Annotated in this window: 13 protein-coding genes; 7 read left to right on the top strand and 6 right to left on the bottom strand. The window is 68.5% G+C overall.

Translation table 11 applies throughout. The features are described from left to right. Positions 1-2 precede the first annotated feature (2 nt). From NVS89_RS11315 to NVS89_RS11305, 3 genes are read left to right on the top strand one after another with little or no spacing between them, the layout of a single operon-like run. Positions 3-821, top strand: coding sequence for an ABC transporter permease (locus tag NVS89_RS11315; RefSeq protein WP_258732854.1), 819 nt, complete (start codon positions 3-5; stop codon positions 819-821). A gap of 17 nt (positions 822-838) precedes the next feature. After that, positions 839-2020: a CaiB/BaiF CoA transferase family protein gene (locus NVS89_RS11310; RefSeq protein ID WP_258732853.1), complete on the top strand. Its 1182-nt coding sequence runs from the start codon at positions 839-841 to the stop codon at positions 2018-2020. Between the two features lie 35 nt (positions 2021-2055). Beyond that, positions 2056-2571, top strand: a complete 516-nt coding sequence (locus NVS89_RS11305; protein WP_258732852.1) for a MaoC family dehydratase — start codon at positions 2056-2058, stop codon at positions 2569-2571. Positions 2572-2626: 55 nt separating this feature from the next. Here NVS89_RS11305 and NVS89_RS11300 read toward each other — a convergent pair whose 3' ends face one another. Further along, positions 2627-3349 carry an SDR family oxidoreductase gene (locus NVS89_RS11300; protein ID WP_258732851.1) on the bottom strand — a complete coding sequence of 241 codons (723 nt, stop codon included), beginning with the start codon at positions 3347-3349 and terminating at the stop codon, positions 2627-2629. Positions 3350-3816: 467 nt separating this feature from the next. Here NVS89_RS11300 and NVS89_RS11295 point away from each other — a divergent pair, with 467 nt between their 5' ends. From NVS89_RS11295 to NVS89_RS11280, 4 genes are all read left to right on the top strand, one after another. Further along, entirely contained in the window at positions 3817-4797 is a 981-nt protein-coding gene (locus NVS89_RS11295) for a Bug family tripartite tricarboxylate transporter substrate binding protein (protein ID WP_258732850.1), read from the top strand. Positions 4798-4898: 101 nt separating this feature from the next. Further along, positions 4899-5357, top strand: coding sequence for a tripartite tricarboxylate transporter TctB family protein (locus NVS89_RS11290; RefSeq protein WP_258732849.1), 459 nt, complete (start codon positions 4899-4901; stop codon positions 5355-5357). Position 5358: 1 nt separating this feature from the next. Beyond that, positions 5359-6864: a tripartite tricarboxylate transporter permease gene (locus NVS89_RS11285; RefSeq protein WP_258732848.1), complete on the top strand. Its 1506-nt coding sequence runs from the start codon at positions 5359-5361 to the stop codon at positions 6862-6864. Between the two features lie 159 nt (positions 6865-7023). Continuing rightward, positions 7024-8235, top strand: coding sequence for an alpha-hydroxy acid oxidase (locus NVS89_RS11280; protein WP_258732847.1), 1212 nt, complete (start codon positions 7024-7026; stop codon positions 8233-8235). An 88-nt stretch (positions 8236-8323) separates the two neighbouring features. On the opposite strand, the gene NVS89_RS11275 is transcribed toward NVS89_RS11280, so the two are convergent. The 5 genes from NVS89_RS11275 to NVS89_RS11255 all read right to left on the bottom strand — a co-directional run bounded on the left by NVS89_RS11275 (position 8324) and on the right by NVS89_RS11255 (position 14796). Then, positions 8324-9361: an extracellular solute-binding protein gene (locus NVS89_RS11275; protein ID WP_258732846.1), complete on the bottom strand. Its 1038-nt coding sequence runs from the start codon at positions 9359-9361 to the stop codon at positions 8324-8326. Between the two features lie 75 nt (positions 9362-9436). Then, the gene (locus tag NVS89_RS11270; RefSeq protein ID WP_258732845.1) at positions 9437-10621 is read right to left on the bottom strand and encodes a CaiB/BaiF CoA transferase family protein; all 1185 of its coding nucleotides are present in this window, start codon (positions 10619-10621) and stop codon (positions 9437-9439) included. Further along, entirely contained in the window at positions 10621-11850 is a 1230-nt protein-coding gene (locus NVS89_RS11265) for a CoA transferase (protein WP_258732844.1), read from the bottom strand. The genes NVS89_RS11270 and NVS89_RS11265 overlap by 1 nt, the downstream gene beginning before the upstream one ends. 58 nt (positions 11851-11908) lie before the next feature. After that, positions 11909-13639: a putative 2-aminoethylphosphonate ABC transporter permease subunit gene (locus NVS89_RS11260; protein WP_258732843.1), complete on the bottom strand. Its 1731-nt coding sequence runs from the start codon at positions 13637-13639 to the stop codon at positions 11909-11911. Continuing rightward, on the bottom strand, positions 13636-14796 hold the full coding sequence (locus NVS89_RS11255; protein ID WP_258732842.1) for a putative 2-aminoethylphosphonate ABC transporter ATP-binding protein: 1161 nt from the start codon (positions 14794-14796) through the stop codon (positions 13636-13638). Before NVS89_RS11255 ends, NVS89_RS11260 begins: the two co-directional genes overlap by 4 nt. Positions 14797-14877 lie beyond the last annotated feature (81 nt).

The raw sequence follows: 14877 nt of genomic DNA, 5'->3' as shown, positions 1-14877 counted from the left end.
CCATGGGCGGGCTGTTCGAGAAGCTCGGGGACCGCGCCGGCATCCTGGCGCTGTCGCTGCTCGCCTGGGCGGTGCTGGTGTTCCTGATCCTGCCGCTGTTCGTGGTGATCGCGATCTCCTTCACCACCACGGAATTCCTCGCCTTCCCGCCGGTCGGCTTCACACTGCGCTGGTACCAGCGCTTCCTCGCCGATCCGTCCTATGTCGATTCCATCCTGCTGAGCGCGCGGCTCGCCTTCGGCTCGACGCTGATCGGCTTCCTGCTCGGCGTGCCGGCGGCGCTGGCGCTGAAGCGCAGCACGATGCCGGGCATCAATTTCCTCGCCAGCCTGTTCCTGTCGCCGCTGATCCTGCCGGCCATCATCATCGGCGTCGGCGTGCTGCAGATCACCACGGCGCTCGACTTCCCGCGCAGCTTCGCCGCCATGCTGGCGGGGCACGTGGTGATCATCCTGCCCTACATCGTGCGCACCACGCTGGCCTCGCTCGAAGGCTTCGACGCCTCGCTCGAGGAGGCGGCGCGCGACCTCGGCGCGTCGGGGCTCGTCACCTTTCTCCATGTGACGCTGCCGACCATCAAGCCGGGCATCATCGCCGGCTGCCTGTTCGGCCTCATCATGAGCTGGATCGACGTCGAGGTGAGCATCTTCAACACGGTGATCGCCACCTCGCCGATCCCGGTGAAGGTCTTCAACTACGTGCAGTACTCGGTCGATCCGATGATCGCCGCAGTCTCCGCCGGCACGATCTACATCGCCTTCATCTTCGTCTTCCTCCTCGACCGCCTGGTGGGCCTCGAAAAGGTCACCGGCCGGAAATGATCTGCGGAGCCGTTCCCATGTCCCAGCCGTCCGAGCCTCAGCCGTCCGACCCTCGACCTTCCAAACCGCGGCGCGGCCCGCTCGCCGACATCCTCGTGGTGGCGGTCGAGCAGGCGGTCGCCGGCCCGCTCTGCACGCTGCGCCTCGGCGATGCCGGGGCGCGGGTCGTCAAGATCGAGGCGAAGGAGGGCGACCGCGCCCGCGACTACGACACCGCCATGGGCAGCACCTCGGCCGCCTTCGGCTGGCTCAACCGCGGCAAGGAAAGCGTGGTGCTCAACCTGAAGGAGGCGGGCGACCTCGCCCTCGTGCGGTCGATGCTCGCGCGGGCCGACGTGTTCGTGCAGAACCTCGCCCCCGGCGCCAGCGAGCGGCTCGGGCTCGGCGCGGCGCAACTCACGGCCGAGTTTCCCCGGCTGATCGTCGTCGACATCATGGGCTACGGGCGCGGCACGCCTTACGAGACCAAGCGCGCCTACGACATGCTGGTGCAGTCCGAGAGCGGCATCTGCGCGGTGACCGGCACGCCCGAGGTGCCCTCCAAGGTCGGCATCTCGATCGCCGACATCGGCACCGGCACCAACGCCTATTGCGCGGTGCTGGAGGCGCTGTTCGAGCGCGAGACGACCGGGCGCGGCCAGGCGATCGAGGTCGCCATGTTCGACTGCATGGCCGAGTGGATGTCGCTGCCGCTGCTGCACTACGACTATATGGGCGTGGAGACCGCGCGCTACGGCCTTTCCCACGCCTCGGTCTATCCCTACCGGCCCTACCACGCCGCAGACGGCGACATCGTGGTCTCGATCCAGTCGACCGCCGAGTGGACGCGCTTCTGCACCACCGTGCTGCGCCGCCCCGAGCTGGTGCGCGATCCGCGCTTCGCCGACAACTGGGCGCGGGTGCAGAACCGCCACGCGCTCGACGGCGCGGTGCATGAGGTGTTCGGCAGCCATAGCTGCGAGGAGCTGATCGCGCGCCTCGAGGAGGGGCAGATCGCCTGGGCGCGTGTCTCCACCCTGCACGACCTCTCGGTCCACGGCGCGCTGCGCCGGCTCGACGTCGAGATGCCCGGCGGCGAGCACAGCCGGATGCCCCGGCCGGCCGGGCGGCCCGTCCCGTCCGGCCGCAAGGTGCCCGCGCTCGGCGCCGATACGGCGCGCGTGCGGGCCGAGTTCGCCGCGGACGCGCTGGCGCGCTGAGCCGCAGATTTCCGATAGATCGAAGGGAGGCCAAGGTGGCAGAGAAGATCGGCTGGCAGGGACGTTTCTACGAGGATTTCGAGGTCGGCGACGTCTATCCGCACCAGATCGGCCGCACGCTGCTCTCCTGCGACAATTCCTGGTTCACGCTGCTGATGGGCGCGCCCTCGCCGGTGCATTTCGATCATCACTACGCGGCGCAGACCGAGTTCGGGAAGCCGCTGGTGAACTCGGTGCTGACGCTCGCCACCGTCATGGGCCAGAGCGTCTCCGACCTGTCGCAGAACGTGTTCGGCAATCTCGGCTGGGACGAAATCCGCCTGCCGCACCCGGTGTTCGAGGGCGACACCATATATTCGCAGTCCGAGGTGCTGGAGAAGCGGCGCTCCAAGTCGCGCGAGAGCGTCGGCATCGTGCGGGTCTCGACCGTCGGCTTCAACCAGGACGGGGAGGTGGTGATCACCTTCAGGCGCACCTTCATGCTCTACCGCCGCGGCTACAAGCCGACCCTGCCGAGGCCGAAGCTGGACGAGGCGAAGAAGAGCGGCTGAGGCGGCTGCCCGCCGCCGGTCGCCTGCCACCCGCGTTCGAGGGGCGGCGGGTCGGCTACATCGACCAGCCGCCGTCGATGATGTGGATCGCGCCGGTGGTGTAGGTGGCGCCGGCGAGATGGAGGGCGAGGTCGGCGATCTCCTGCGCCGTGCCGATGCGCCCGATCGGCTGGCGGGCGATGAAGGCGGCGCGCGCCGTCTCATAGTCGCCGAGCGCGCGCAGGCGGTCCTCCAGCGAGGGGCTCTCGACCGTGCCGGGGCAGATGGCGTTGCAGCGGATCCCGCGCCCGACGAAATCGGCAGCGACCGATTTGGTGAGGCCGATCACGGCCGCCTTGGTGGTGGCGTAGGCGAAGCGGTTCGGCACGCCCTTCACGCTGCTCGCCACCGAGGCGATGTTGATGATCGCGCCCTCGCCGCGCGCCAGCATGCCCGGCAGCGCCGCGCTGATGGTGCGGTACATCGACTTTACGTTGAGGTCGAAGGCGAAATCGAGCTCGTCGGGCGTGCAGTCGAGCACCGTGCCCGCGTGCACGAAGCCCGCGCAGTTGCACAATATGTCGATCGGGCCGATCTCCGCGATCAGGGCGGCGACCGCCGCGCCGTCGCGCACGTCGAGCCGGCGGGTGCGGGCGCCTTCAAGGCCCTCGAGGCCGGCCTCGTTGATGTCGCTCGCCCACACATCCGCCCCGGCCGCGACGAAGGCGCTCGCGATGGCCCGGCCGATGCCCTGGGCGGCGGCGGTGACGAGGACGACGCGGTTCTCAAGCTGGGACACGGCACTCTCCTGACGGGATGGGAAGCGGAACGGCAACGCGACGAGGCGCCCCGCGGGCGGCCCCGGTGTCGATGGTGAGGCGCGCGCCGGCGGATGTCACCCGCTCCCGGACGTGCCGTGACGCGCCAGCGTTTTCATGTCGCGGCGAACTCATGAGTGTCGACATAAACATGGATTGACGATGGGTAATGAGGGGAGGAGGTCCGCACCAGATGCCCCATTCCCTCGCAACCAGCGTAAATATGACGGTTCTTCGCGCGTGTTTCTGTGCTCGGCGGGCGTGTTTCGACGCAATCATAATGTGTCGACAGATTCGTTGACAAGGTCGAAGCAATGGGCTTCCATAACGTCAAGGGACGCAGGTTCCGGGCGCGGGGAGTCCGAGCGGACGAACCCCGGCGGCCGGGCGTGACGAGCCCGGCGCAGCGCGCCGCAAGAGCGCGCATTCAGCCAATCGGGAGGAATCAATGACGAAGATTGCAAGGCGCGACGCGCTGAAGATGGCCCTTGCCGCGCCGATGGTGCTGGCCGCAGGGCGGCTCGGCGCGCAGACCGCATGGCCGACCCGGCCGGTGCAGGTCATCACCGGCTTCGGCCCCGGCGGCGGCGGCGACATCGCCACCCGCGTCACCTTTCAGGCGGTGTCCGACATTCTGAAGCAGCCGATGGTGGTCGAGAACCGCACCGGCGGCAATTCCGTCGTCGCCGCCCAGGCGGTGCTCGCCCTGCCGCATGACGGCTACGCCTACCTCATGAACGGCCTGCAGCAGCTCGTCACCCCGCTGCTGATGAAGGACATTCCGATCGACTACGCGGCGGACTTCCAGCCCGTCACCCAGATGGTGAAGTACCCCGAGACCATCTCGGTGGCGAAGGATTCGCCGTGGAAGACCTTCGAGGAGCTGATGGCCTATGCGAAGGCCAATCCGGGCCGCATCCGCTACGGCACCTCCGGCATCGGCGGCGTGCCGCACATCGTCGCCGAGGCGATCCAGCTCTATGGCGGGGTCAAGTTCCGCAACATCTCCTACCGCGTGGCGCCGGAGATCGCGCGCGATCTCGTCGGCGGCCAGCTCGACCTCGCGGTGCTGAACGTCTCGACGCTGACGCCGATGATCCAGTCCGACAAGGTGCGCCTGCTCGCGGTCGGCAACGACACCCGGCTCAAGCCGTTCCCCGACGTGCCCACGCTCGCCGAGCTCGGCCTGCCGAAGGCCAACCACGCCGACTGGGGCGGCATCTTCACCGCCACCGGCACGCCGGACGACATCATCGCGCAGATGCAGGCGGCGGTGGCCAAGGCGGCCAAGACGCCCTCCGCCTACGACAAGCTCGCCGCGCAGGGCACCTTCATGGTCGGCAGCTCGACCGAGGACTTCAAGGCGTTCCTGGCCAACTGGAAGGGCGTCGTCGAGGAAGTCGTGCGCGAGGCGAAGATCTCGCTCTGAGCCCGCCCTGACGTGACGCGCGCCCGGGCGCCTTGGGCGCCCGGGAGTCCGCCGGCCGCGGGAGCCGCTTCTTCCGCGCCGCCGGCCATCGGTGGAAAGCCATGTCCCGGATCAAGAACCCCAACGACGTGATGGTCGGGATCGTGCTGGTCGCGATCGCGGTCTTCGCCCTCATCCTCGCCTGGCATCTCAACGTCGGCACCGTCGACGCCATGGGCCCCGGCTTCTTCCCGCGCATGCTCGCCTTCATCGAGATCGGGCTCGGCCTCGCCATCATCGGCCAGGGCCTCGTCACCGAGGGCGAGCCGTTCGAGCGCTGGTTCCCGCGGCAGATCTTCTTCGTGCTGGCGAGCATCGCCTTCTTCGCCCTCACCATCGACCGTCTCGGCGTGGTCATCGCCGTGGTCGGCATGGTCTTCGTCGCCTGCCTCGCCCGCCGCCAGACCCGGTTCCACGAGGCGGCGCTGGTCGCCGTCGGCATGGCCGTCTTCATCGTGCTGGTGTTCCGGGTCGGGCTCGGCCTGCCGATGCGCGTCTGGCCCATGGGGAACGTCTACTGACATGGACAGCTTCGTCTCGCTCTTTCACGGCCTCTTCATCGCCCTGCAGCCGGGCAACGTGGTCTACTGCCTCATCGGCACGCTGGTCGGCACGCTGATCGGCGTGCTGCCCGGCATCGGCCCGCTCTCGGCCATCGCCATCCTGCTGCCGATCACCTTCTATCTGGAGCCGGTGTCGGCGCTGATCATGCTCGCCGGCATCTATTACGGCGCGCAGTATGGCGGCTCGACCTCGGCGATCCTGATCAACATCCCTGGCGAGAACTCCTCCGTCGTCACCTGCCTCGACGGCCACCAGATGGCGCGGCGCGGCCGGGCCGGCTCGGCGCTGGCGGTGGCGGCGCTCGCCTCGCTGTTCGCCGGCATCTTCGCCACGATCGTCATCACGCTGTTCGCCCCGCCGGTCTCCCGGCTGGCGCTGATGTTCGGCCCGGCGGAGTACTTCTCGCTGATGGTGCTCGGCCTCATCGCCGCGATCGTGCTGGCGCACGGATCGGTGCTGAAGGCGCTGGGCATGATCCTGCTCGGGCTGCTGCTCGGCTGCGTCGGCACCGACGTCGCCTCCGGCTCGCTGCGCATGGCGCTCGGCATTCCCGAGCTGTTCGACGGCATCGGCTTCATCCCGCTGGCGATGGGGCTGTTCGGCGTCGGCGAGATCATCCGCAACATCGAGAACGAGCATCACCAGTCGGTGCTGGAGGCACGGGTGCGCAACCTGTGGCCCTCTGCCGAGGAATTCCGCCGCGCCTGGCCGGCGGCGACGCGCGGCACGCTGATCGGCTCTGTGCTCGGCATCCTGCCGGGCGGCGGCGCCATGCTCTCCTCCTTTGCCGCCTACACGATCGAGAAGAAGATCTCGAAGGAGCCCGGCCGCTTCGGCAAGGGCGCGGTGGAGGGCGTGGCGGCGCCGGAGGCCGCCAACAATGCCGGCGCGCAGACCTCGTTCATTCCCCTGCTCACGCTCGGCATCCCCTCCAACGCCATGATGGCGCTGATGGCGGGCGCGCTGCTGATCCACGGCATCCAGCCGGGACCGCGCGTCATCACCAACAACCCGGAGATCTTCTGGGGCCTGATCGCCTCGATGCTGGTCGGCAACGCGCTGCTGGTGGTCATCAACCTGCCGCTGATCGGCATCTGGACGCAGCTTCTGCGGGTTCCCTACCACCTGTTCTATCCGATGATCCTCGTCTTCTGCTGCATCGGCGTCTACACGGTGAACTCCAGCGTGCTCGACGTGATGCTGCTGATGATCTTCGGCTTCTTCGGCTACATGTTCATCAAGTGGCAGTGCGAGCCGGCGCCGCTCCTCCTGGCCTTCATCCTCGGGCCGCTGATGGAGGAGAATCTGCGCCGCGCCATGGAGGTCTCCTATGGCGATCCCGCCATCTTCGTCACGCGTCCGATCAGCGCGGTGCTGCTGATCGCGGCGGCCGGGTGCCTGGTGCTGGTGCTGCTGCCGGCGTTCCAGCGCACCCGCGAGGTCGCGTTCCAGGACGAGAGCTGAACCGGCGCCAAAAGCCGCCGGCATCTGCGTGGACCGGCCTCTACGGATCGGCCCGGGCGGACCGCGGCGGCCGGCTTTCCGGCGTCGCCCCTCTGCCCGTCATCCCTGCACCGCCCATCCGGGCCGCTGTTCCGTCCGGTCGTCGTTTCGAGGTCCCCCATGTCCGCTTCAACCCGTTCCTCCGCCTCGCCCGCGCTTTCCGAGAAGCTGCGGCGCGAGGCGATCAGCGTTCCGGCCCTGCGGGCCATGGCGCGGCGCACCCTGCCGCGGCCGGTGTTCGACTTCTCCGACGGCGGGGCGGAGGACGAGCATACGCTGCGCCGCAACGAGGCGGCCTTCGCGCGCTATGCCTTCCTGCCGCGCCCGATCAACGGCGCGCCGGTCCGCGACCAGTCGGTGAAGCTGTTCGGCATGGATCTCTCCATGCCGGTGATGATCGGCCCGACGGGTCTCGCCGGCCTGTTCTGGCCCGGCGCCGAGAAGCTCGCCGTGCGGGCGGCCAACAATGCCGGCACCGCCTATTGTGCCAGCCACGGCTCGGTCTGCACGCTGGAGGACATCGCCGCCGCGGGCGGGCCGAACCGCATGATGCAGGTCTTCGTCTATCGCGACCGCGGGTTCACGCGCGAGCTGGCGGAGCGGGCGGCGGCGGCCGGCTTCAAGGCGCTGGTGCTGACCGTCGACAACCAGCTGCATGGGCGGCGTGACCGCGACCTGCGCAACGGCTTCACCATTCCCCCGCGCTTCGATGTGTCGGGCCTGCTCGCCATGGCGACCAAGCTGCCCTGGCTGATGCGCATGGGCCCGGAGCTGCCGACGCTCACCTTTGGCAATTACCGGCGCGAGAACGGCCCCTCGGACATCCGCACCCTCGCCGCGCGCATGCACGACATGTTCGACCCGGCCATGAACTGGTCCGACGTCGACGAACTGCGCCGGATCTGGAAGGGTCCGCTCATCCTCAAGGGCGTGCTGCACCCGCAGGAGGCGGCCGAGGCGGTCGCGCATGGCGTCGACGGCGTGATCGTCTCCAACCATGGCGGGCGGCAGCTCGACCATGCGGTGAGCTCGCTCGAGGCGCTGCCGGGCATCGTGCGCGCCGTCGACGGGCGCATCCCGGTGCTGCTGGACGGCGGCATCCGGCGCGGCGGCGACGTCGTCAAGGCGATCGCGCTCGGCGCCTCGGCCTGCCTGATCGCGCGGCCCTATCTGTGGGCGCTCGCGGTGGGCGGGGAGGCGGGCGTCGCCCATGTGCTGGAGCTGTTCCGCGACGAGATCGACCGCACCATGGGCCTGCTCGGCGTCACCGAGCTTAGCCAGCTCAATTCCGACCTGCTGATGCGGCTCGACGCGATCGGGCAGACGGCCTGAGCGGCCGGCCTTCGCGTTGGGGGGCGGAGGCGCCGGCGCGAAAGGAAAAGGGACCCGGCGTGCCGGGTCCCTTCATCGTTTTGGCCGGTCAGTTCGACTTCGGCTCGGACTTGGAATCGTAGCGCTTGGCCCATTCGCTGAGGATGCGCTGGCGATTGTCGATCGACCATTCCACGCTGTAGTCCTGGGCCTTGGAGGCGCCGTCCGGGATCGAGTTCGGCGGGCCGTTGTTCAGCCCGTCCATGCCGACCGCCCCGTAATACTTGTTGAACACCTTGTGCGCCTCGCGGCTGGCGCCCCAGTCGATCAGCACCTTGGCGGCCTCGGGGTTCTTGCTGCCCTTGATCATCGCCGTCGATTCGATGTCCCAGGCGGTCTCGTCGTCCGGCACCAGCAGCACGATCGGCGCGCCCTTGGTCTTCAGGAACGGGCCGGTGAGGTCGGTCGAGAGGCCGACCACATACTCGCCATTCGCCGCGTATTTGCACGGGGTGGAGGACGAGTTGGTGTAGACCGAGACGTTCTGGTGCAGCTTGTCGAGGAAGTCCCAGGCCTTCTCGTCGCCCATCTTCTGGATCCAGCTATGCACATAGCCGTATCCGGTGTTGCTCATGGTCGGGTTCGGCATGGCGATCTGGCCCTTGTAGACGGGGTCGGCGAGATCGGTCCAATGCTTGGGAATGGGGATGCCCTTCTTCTCGGCCTCCACCGTATTGAAGCAGACGACGTTGAGATACATCTCGAGCCCGACCCAGTAGGGCGGATCGGCATCGTCGCGGAACTTCGACTGAAGCTGCTTGTAGTCCTTCGGCGCGTAGGGCTCGATCAGTCCTTCGCGCTTCAGGCTGACGATATTGGTGACCGGCATGCCGAAGATCACGTCGGCGCGCGGGTTGTCCTTCTCGGCCATGATGCGGGCCTGCATGACGCCGCCTGCATCGCGCACCCAGGTGATGTCGATGTCGGGATGGGCCGCCTCGAAGGCCTGTTCGTAAGGGGTGAGCACTTCCTTCTGCAGCGTCGAATAGACCGTGAGCTGGGTCTTCGCCGCCGCCGGCGTCGCCACGGCCGCCGCGACGAAGGCGACGGCGGTTGCGGACGACAGCAGGTAACCAAAATTGCGCATGTTTTCCTCCTGGTTGTTCTGCCCTTTTCTGCCCGCCTTGAGGCGGGTCTCGTTCAAGCTTCGGCGGGTCTCGCCTCAGCGAATGGTGCCCGCCTCGGCGAGCTCGGCGCGCCTTTCGGGCGAAAGTCCCAGCAACTCGCCGAACACGTAGTCGTTGTGCTGGCCGATGGCCGGGGTCGGGGCGAAGTCGCCGCGCCAGGCCCCGCCGGCGGCACTGCGGTCATCGGCGAGCCAGGGCAGGGTGGCCATCTGCACCTCGCCGTCGATCTGCTGGAACATCGAGCGCGCGCGCATGTGCGGGTCGTCGACGATCTCGGCCATGTGGCGCGAGCGCGAGGCCGGCACCCCGGCCGCGTGCAGCGCCGCCTCGGTCGCGGCAGCGTCGCGCGTGCGCAGCCAGGCGGCGAGCCGCCCGTTGAGGTCTTCCTTGGCGGCGAGGCGCGGCTGTGCGCCGGCGAGCCCGGCATCGGCGGGAGCGGCCTCGCCCATGACGCGGCGCAGCCCCTCCCATTCCTGCGGCGTGCGCACGGAGAGCGCGAGCCATTCGTCCTCGCCCGCGCAGCGGAAGCAGCCGGACGGCGCGGCCCCCGCTTCCGTCACGCTGCGCCGCTCGGGCACCTGCCGGCCGAGCGCGGCATGCAGAAGCGCCTCCGGCAGCAGGGCGACGGTCGCCTCCAGCATGGAGAGGTCGACATAGGCGCCCCGTCCGGTCTGGCGCCAGTGGCGGATGGCGGCGAGGATCGCCGTGGTCTCCCACAGCGCGGTGATCGGGTCGGTCCAGGCCGGCAGGATACCCATCGCCTCGAGCGCCGGGTTCGGCTCGCCGATCATGCCGACCCGCCCGCTATAGCCCTGCAGCAGCGAGCCATAGGCGAGCAGGTCCTTTTCCGGCCCGGTCCGGCCCATGCCGGAGGCGGAAACGAAGATGATGTCGGGCCGGATCTCGCGCAGCGTGTCGTAGGACAGGCCGTATTTGGCGAGCACGCGCGAGGAGAAGTTCTCCACCACCACATGGCTCGAGCGCACCAGCTCGCGGATCATCTCCTGGCCCTCGGGCGTGGTGATGTTGAGCGTGCAGCTCTTCTTGTTGTTGTTGATGACCGCGAACATGCCGTCGCGGACCGAGAATTCGGGGCGGGTGGAGGATTCGATCTTGATGATCTCCGCGCCCATGGCGCCGAGCATCTTGGTGGTCATCGGCCCGGCCATGACCCAGCTGAAATCGACGACGCGGATGCCTTCAAGGCTGAGCGGGTTCATCACAGGCCTCCTGCGGCGCGGTGTCTGGCCGGCCCGCCGCGGGTGGCGAGCAGGGCCTCGAACAGGTCGGCTCCATCCTCCGCGCGGGCCGGCGCGAGCGCTTCGCCGCCACGGGCGAGTTCCTCGCCGCCCTGGTCGATGAAGCGGAACGGCAGCGAGGGCATGGGCAGCACCGTCCCGTCGGCGAAGCGGACCTCGTCGAAGAAGCGCCGGGCGCGGAGCTGCACGTTCTCGATCAGGTCGTGCGGCGTGCTCACCGGGAAGCAGGCGACGCGCGCCGCCTTGGCGGCCTCGACCACGTCGCGGTTGGCCTGCGTGACCGACCACTGCGCCATCAGCGCCTGAAGCCGCGCGGCATTGGCGGTGCGCACGATACGGTCGCCGCACAGGCTTTCGTCACGGGTCCAGTCGGGATGGCCCATCACCTCGCACCAGCGTGCCCATTGATGGTCCTCGCGTGGGGAGACCATGACCGCGCCGTCGGCGCAGGGCAGGTACCAGACGAGGCCGCCGGCGATGGTCAGCCCCTTCTCGGGGTCGCGCCGGCGGTTGGTGACGTCGAGCCCGGCCTGCCAGTCGGCGAAGGGTTCGACCAGCATGTAGACCAGCAGGTCCTCATGCGAGACGTCGACCAGAGGCCCCGGCCGCCGGCCCTCGCCCGCCTCGAGCGCCCACAGCGCGGCGATGGCGACCACGAGGCCGCCGGCCATGTCGCCCTCCCAGTCCGCGCAGCCGACCGGGGCGGTGGCCTCCGGCTCGGTGACCGGGCTCGCCTGGTGGAAGGCGAAGCCGCTGGCGTGCTGGAGCACGAAGGAGGAGGAGGGGCGCTCCGTCGACGGGCCGGAAAGCCCATGCGGCGAGATCACCAGCGTTGCCGGGCGCTGCGCCCAGTCCGGCTCGGCTCCGCGCACCGCCTCGGCCGTGGCGATCACCAGATCGGAGCGCCCGGCGAGATCGTCCAGCAGCCGCCAGCCCTCTTCAATCGAGCCATCGAGCGATATCAGTGCCTTGCCGCGGTTGAGATAGGCGAAGAGCGCGCTCTCCCCTGCGGGCGTCAGCGGCGCCTCGCGGCGGAGCGGGTCGCCTTCCGGCGGCTCGACCTTGATCACCTCGGCCCCGAGATCGGCCAGCAGCCGCGCGCCGAAGGCGACGGAGATGTCCGACCCCAGCTCCAGCACCTTGAGGCCAGCCAGAGGTCCGCGGAAGGGATGGGGAGTGAAACGATTCATTTGGTTCTCAGAGTTTCATCGGGCTCGATGTCGGGTCGCTGCGGGGGGGAGGGCCGCGCTAGGCCTCGCGCAGGCTGGAGCGCCATTGCTGCTGGCGGTGCAGCAGCAGGCGGGTCGCGATCACCTGCAGGAGCTTCACGCCGGCGGAGGTGTAGAGGATCATCATCGCCATCGCGCAGGCCGCGCCCTCGTCGCCGGTGTCGTTGAGCGCGACCACCGCGATCGAGGCCACCTTGGTGGTCGAGCCGTAGATGAAGATGACGCCGGCCACCGTGGTCATCGCATTGACGAAGAAGAAGGTGGCGATGTCGATGATGGCGGGGATCGAGATCGGCACCGTCACCCGCCGCAGCGTGGTCCAGAACGATACGCCGAGCGCCTGCGAGGCGGCCTCGAACTCGGAATCGATCTGCTTCAGCGCGGTGAGCGCCATCAGGTGCGGCACGGTGTAGTAGTGCCCGATGGTGCACATCACCATGATCGTCATGGTGCCGTAGACCACGTTGAGCGGGTTGCTCGGCATGTTGAAGAAGAAGATGTAGCCGAGGCCGAGCACGATGCCGGGCACCGCCAGCGGCACCATCGCCACGATGTGGTAGCCGAGCAGCACCCGCGAGCCGCGGCGGTGCTTCTCCGTCAGATAGCCGCCGCAGAAGGCCATGATCGTGCCGAACAGCGCCGTCCACGCCGCCATCTCGACGCTGTTCCAGTAGGACAGCCAGCCGCCCGGGTCGAACGCGCCGAAATTGAAATTGGCGAGCGAGAACGAGAGGTTATAGGGCCACAGCGTGACGAAGGAGGCGAAGATGGCGGTGCCGATGATGCCGAGGATCGGCACGGCGAGCACCGCGACGGCGAGCAGCATCAGCCGGTCGAAGCCGCGCGAGGGCTTGGGCTGCAGCATCACCGCCCGCGCGGTGAGCTGCGAGGTCTGGTGCTTGTAGGTGACGCGCTCGACGATGAAGGTCAGCACCGCCGGGAACAGCAGGATGACGCCGATCACCGCGCCCATCTGGAAGTTGGCCTGGCCGATGATCTGCCGGTAGACGTCGATCGCCAGCATGTTGAACTTGCCGCCGATCACCTTGGCGATGCCGAAATCGACGATGGCGGTGGTGAAGACGACGAGGCTGGCGTTGATCAGGCCGTAGCGCACGCTCGGGAAGGTGATGGTCCAGAAGACGCGCCAGCGCGAGGTGTTCAGCGTCTCCGCCGCCTCGTAGAGGCGCGCATCCGCCGTCGCCAGCGCGGTCGTCATGATCAGCACCACGAAGGGCAGGCAGTGGAACACCTGCGCCATGATGATGCCGACCGGCCCGTAGATGCTGTGGCCGAACATCAGCCATTTCAGGTAGCCCTGATTGCCGAAGATGTAGATCAGCGCGATCGCCGGCAGCAGCGAGGGGGCGAGGATCGGCAGCAGCGCGATGCCCTTGAACAGCCCCTTCAGCGGCATGCAGCTCCGCGTCAGCGCGTAGGAGAAGAAGAAGCCGAGCGGAACCACGATGGCGACGGTCAGCACCGCCACCCACAGGCTGTTGAATACCGACAGGCGCAGGATCGGGTCCTGGGCGTAGCTGATGAAGTTGGCGAGGCCGACGAAGTTGCCCTCGTGGTCCTCGAAGCTCTGCGACAGCAGCGCGTAGAGCGGCAGCACGATGATGACGAGCGCGACCGCCAGCATGAGGGCGCCGACGAGGAGCCGGACCACGTGCTCCCAGTCGATGCCCGGGCGGAAGGATGTGCCGTGATCGGCGGCAGCGCCGTGGCGGGTGGCGAGGTCCGTCATTGCCGCACGCTCTCCCGGACCTGGCCGGACTGGGAGGCCGGGAACACGGCGAAGCGGTCCTCCGGCAGCGCAACGCCGACGCTCTCGCCGATGGCGACCGGCATGTCGGCCATGTCGCGGCTGGTCAAATCGACCGAGATCTCGGCGTCGCCGAGCGCGGGAACGACGAGGGTGGCGCGCCAGAACGAACCGAGGAATTCGAGCTGCATCACCCTGGCGGGCAGGGCGTCGGCGGCGCCGGCGGCCTTGAGACGCATCTGCTCGGGCCGCAGGCAGGCGATCACCTCGCCCTGGTTCTCGGGCGTGTCGTAGAAGGCGGGCATCGCGAAGCTGAGGCTGCCGATGCTGAGTCGCCCGCCGCCGACGCGCCCCGGCAGGATGTTCATCTTGCCGACGAAGCCGGCGACGAACAGGCTGCGCGGCGTGTGGTAGACCTCGGTCGGGGTGCCGATCTGCTCGACCTCGCCGTCGCGCATCGCCACCACCCGGTCGGCCATGCTCAGCGCCTCTTCCTGATCATGCGTGACCATGATGGCGGTTAGGCCCAGCCGGCGCTGCAGGTCGCGGATCTGCTGGCGCAGATGCACGCGCACCTTGGCGTCCAGCGCGCTCAACGGCTCGTCGAGCAGCAGCAGGCGGGGCGAGGGGGCGATGGCGCGGGCGAGCGCGACGCGCTGCTGCTGGCCGCCGGAAAGCTGGGCCGGATATTTGCCCTCGGAGCCCTTCAGGTCGATCAGCTCGATGAGCTCGTTAAGCCGGGAATCGATTTCCGCGCTGCGCATGCGCCGGTTGCGCAGGCCGTAGACGATGTTCTCCCGCACATTGAGGTTGGGGAACAGCGCGTAGGACTGGAACAGGATGCCGAACTGGCGCTGGGCCGGTGGCAGGTCGGAGATGTCCTGGTCGAGGCTGTGGATCATGCCGGCGTTCTGGCGCTCCAGCCCGGCGATGATGCGCAGCAGGGTGGACTTGCCGCATCCGGACGGGCCGAGAAAGCAGATGAACTCGCCCGCCTGCACGTCCAGCGTGACGTTGGACAGGGCCCGGAAGCTCCCGAAATGCTTGTCGATGCCGGTGATGCGCAGGAACGGGGCGGCGCTCGCGGCGCCGTTGCCGTTATGCGTGAGATGCGCCGCGGAGCGTGAAGTATCAAGCATGGCGAACGGGCTCTTGGAGGATGGAGAGGATCGCGAAGGTGCGGCAGGGGACCGGTCCGGCAGCGGATTCGTGCCCCCGCG

The organism is Ancylobacter mangrovi (assembly GCF_024752355.1).
GTDB classification, from domain to species: domain Bacteria; phylum Pseudomonadota; class Alphaproteobacteria; order Rhizobiales; family Xanthobacteraceae; genus Ancylobacter; species Ancylobacter mangrovi.
Note: the sequence above shows the minus strand (reverse complement) of the source record. Positions and strands in the feature narration are given on the sequence as shown.

Excerpts from the sequence above, each read along its gene's own strand:
- NVS89_RS11270 (WP_258732845.1), bottom strand. The coding sequence starts at position 10,621 with ATGAACCCGCTCAGCCTTGAAGGCATCCGCGTCGTCGATTTCAGCTGG.
- NVS89_RS11295 (WP_258732850.1), top strand. The coding sequence starts at position 3,817 with ATGACGAAGATTGCAAGGCGCGACGCGCTGAAGATGGCCCTTGCCGCG.
- NVS89_RS11290 (WP_258732849.1), top strand. The coding sequence starts at position 4,899 with ATGTCCCGGATCAAGAACCCCAACGACGTGATGGTCGGGATCGTGCTG.
- NVS89_RS11315 (WP_258732854.1), top strand. The coding sequence starts at position 3 with ATGGGCGGGCTGTTCGAGAAGCTCGGGGACCGCGCCGGCATCCTGGCG.
- NVS89_RS11280 (WP_258732847.1), top strand. The coding sequence starts at position 7,024 with ATGTCCGCTTCAACCCGTTCCTCCGCCTCGCCCGCGCTTTCCGAGAAG.
- NVS89_RS11265 (WP_258732844.1), bottom strand. The coding sequence starts at position 11,850 with ATGAATCGTTTCACTCCCCATCCCTTCCGCGGACCTCTGGCTGGCCTC.
- NVS89_RS11255 (WP_258732842.1), bottom strand. The coding sequence starts at position 14,796 with ATGCTTGATACTTCACGCTCCGCGGCGCATCTCACGCATAACGGCAAC.
- NVS89_RS11285 (WP_258732848.1), top strand. The coding sequence starts at position 5,359 with ATGGACAGCTTCGTCTCGCTCTTTCACGGCCTCTTCATCGCCCTGCAG.
- NVS89_RS11275 (WP_258732846.1), bottom strand. The coding sequence starts at position 9,361 with ATGCGCAATTTTGGTTACCTGCTGTCGTCCGCAACCGCCGTCGCCTTC.
- NVS89_RS11260 (WP_258732843.1), bottom strand. The coding sequence starts at position 13,639 with ATGACGGACCTCGCCACCCGCCACGGCGCTGCCGCCGATCACGGCACA.
- NVS89_RS11310 (WP_258732853.1), top strand. The coding sequence starts at position 839 with ATGTCCCAGCCGTCCGAGCCTCAGCCGTCCGACCCTCGACCTTCCAAA.